This is a genomic window from Streptomyces calidiresistens (genome assembly GCF_014141525.1).
GTDB lineage: Bacteria > Actinomycetota > Actinomycetes > Streptomycetales > Streptomycetaceae > Streptomyces > Streptomyces calidiresistens.
The window spans coordinates 1-2449 of sequence record NZ_VKHS01000787.1 but is presented as its reverse complement, the minus strand read 5'-3'; the positions used below and the strand labels follow the sequence as shown (position 1 = coordinate 2449).

General features: G+C 75.9%; 3 protein-coding genes. 2 read left to right on the top strand and 1 reads right to left on the bottom strand.

Annotated elements, in window-relative coordinates:
- A partial coding sequence (locus tag FOE67_RS22760) for a hypothetical protein (protein ID WP_228474184.1) occupies positions 1 to 795 on the top strand: 795 nt, incomplete at its 5' end.
- A gap of 57 nt (positions 796 to 852) precedes the next feature.
- On the opposite strand, the gene holA is transcribed toward FOE67_RS22760, so the two are convergent.
- Entirely contained in the window at positions 853 to 1845 is a 993-nt protein-coding gene (holA, locus tag FOE67_RS22755) for a DNA polymerase III subunit delta (RefSeq protein WP_182666713.1), read from the bottom strand.
- A 165-nt stretch (positions 1846 to 2010) separates the two neighbouring features.
- On the opposite strand from holA, the gene FOE67_RS22750 reads away from it, so the two are divergent.
- On the top strand, positions 2011 to 2295 hold the full coding sequence (locus FOE67_RS22750; protein WP_182666712.1) for a hypothetical protein: 285 nt from the start codon (positions 2011 to 2013) through the stop codon (positions 2293 to 2295).
- Positions 2296 to 2449: the final 154 nt, after the last annotated feature.

Below are 2449 nucleotides of genomic sequence, written 5' to 3'. Positions count from 1 at the left end.
GGCCCGGACGGGAACACCGACACCGACACCGACCCGGACACCGGCGCCGGGAGCGACGGTTCGGGCGGGGGCGGCCGGGTCCGCCGCGAACGGTTCGGGGGCCCCGCGGGGGATCGGCTGCGGGCCGGAGTGGTGGGGGCGCTCGTGGCCACCCTGGTCTGGGGACTCGTGTTCACCGCCCGGGACCTGCCCGTGACGGCCTCCCCGGGACCGCACCACCACCACCCGGAACTGTGCGCCACCGTGGACTTCTCCCCCTTCGAGGAGGCGTTCGGCGTGCCGGCCTACCAACCGGAGTCCATGTCCATGGAACGGGACAGTTGGGCTCTGGCCCGCTGCACGGTCTACCTGGAGCCCCGGCCCCGGGGGGATGAGGGGGAGGCGATGCCGGAGGTGCACCGCCAGTTGATGCTGACGGTCGAGACCGTCCTGCACCACCGCCACCATCCGGCCGACGGCTTCGCGATCCGCGCGGAGTTCGGAGGGTTGGAGCACATGCTGGGCGACCCCGTCTACACCGTGGAGGAGCGCCCCGGTGTGGGTGACGAGGCGTGGTTGCTGCTCGACACCTCCCCGCATCACCCGGAACCGATGTGGGGCTCCCTGAGCGTGCGCGAGGAGCGCCTGGAATTGCGCCTGAGCTGGCACCACTGGGCCTCCCCCGGCGCCGACATGCTGTCCGGCCTCCCCGAACTGCTCGACGATGCGGCTCTCTCGACGCTGGAGGCCCTGCGGGAGCCCGCCCCCTCGGGCGGGACGCCGACGAGGAGGGGAACGGGCCCCGGGACGCCGTGACCGATCGCCCGGATGTCCCGCCGCGGGCTCCTCGGCCGGGCACGCCGCGGCCCCGGGTCAGCGCGAGCGGGCCGCCCGGGCGATGGTGACCACGGCGCGCTCCAGGGCGTACGCGGGGTCCTCCCCGCCCCCCTTGACTGCCGCGTCGGCCTCCGCCACGGCACGCAGGGCGGTGGACACCCCGGCCGCGGACCATCCCCGCACCTGACGGCGCACCCGGTCGATCTTCCACGGCGGCATGCCCAGCTCCCTGGCCAGGTCCGCCGGACGCATCCCGCTCGGCGCCGAGGCCAACTTCCCGATGGAGCGCACCCCCTGGGCGAGCGCGCTGGTCACCAGGACCGGCGCCACGCCGGTGGCCAGGGACCAGCGCAGCGCCTCCAGCGCCTCCGCCGCCCGGCCCTCGACCGCGCAGTCGGCGACGGCGAAGCTCGACGCCTCCGCCCGACCGGTGTAGTAGCGGGCGACGACGGCCTCGTCGATCGTGCCCTCCACGTCGGCGACCAGTTGCGCGCAGGCGGAGGCCAACTCCCGCAGGTCGCTGCCGAGTGCGTCGACCAGCGCCTGACAGGCCGCCGGGGTCGCGCTGCGCCCGGCCCCGCGGAACTCGTCGCGGACGAAGGCCAATCGCTCGGCGGGCTTGGTCATCCTCGGACAGGCCACCTCGCGGGCGCCCGCCTTGCGGGCCGCGTCCAGGAGCCCCTTGCCCCGGGCCCCACCGGCGTGCACCAGGACCAGGGTGATCTCCTCGGCGGGCGAGGCGAGGTACGCCTTGACGTCCTTGACCACATCCGCGCCCAGGTCCTGGGACTGACGGACGACCACCACCTTGCGCTCGGCGAACAGCGACGGGCTGGTCAGCTCGGCGAGGGTACCGGGGGCCAACTCGCCGGGGCCCAACTCGCGCACGTCGGTGTCCGGATCGGTGGCCCGAACGGCGGTGATCACCTCCCGCACCGCGCGGTCGAGCAGCAGCTCCTCCTGGCCCACGGCCACGGTCAGGGGGGCGTCCGGCCCGGAACGCCCACCCGCGCCCGCCGCGCCCCGCATCGCCTTCGCACCCGTCTTCTCAGCCATCGCGGCCCAGCATCCCACGTCGCGCCGACAACTCCCCGCCGCCTCCCGTGCCCGGGCCCCACCCGGGGTACCGGGCACGGGTGGCGGAGCCGGAGTCGGGATACTGCGGGGGTGAGGAGCGAGCGGAACGAGGAGATCATCCGGGAGGAGCGGTGGGAGGAGCCCGGCCACCCTCCCCCCTCCCGGCACATTCTGGTGCTGCCCGACCGGGAGGCCGCCGAGGAGGTCGCGGAGGAGCTGACGGGGCTCCTCGCACTCCCGCCCGGGGAGGAGCCGCGGCCGGTGCGGGAGGCCCTGGCCGGGGACGACGACGCCGAGGACGCCCAGTGGCTGGTCGTCCTGGAGGACCCGGAGCGACGACACGACACCGGCGCGCTGCGGGAGCTCGTCGAGTCCCGGGAGGGGTGGCTGGAGAGGGAGTGACGCCCCTTCCGGCCGGCGCGTCGGCGGGGACGGGAGCCGTGCCCCGGGGTTCCCCGGCCCCTCCGGCCGGGTGCGGGGCGGCCCCGGTGGCGCCCCCGCTCCCCTCCGGGGCCTCCGGCGCCTTCCCACCCGATCCCGGCGGGCGGTGGGAGAC

Excerpts from the sequence above, each read along its gene's own strand:
- holA (WP_182666713.1), bottom strand. The coding sequence starts at position 1,845 with ATGCGGGGCGCGGCGGGCGCGGGTGGGCGTTCCGGGCCGGACGCCCCC.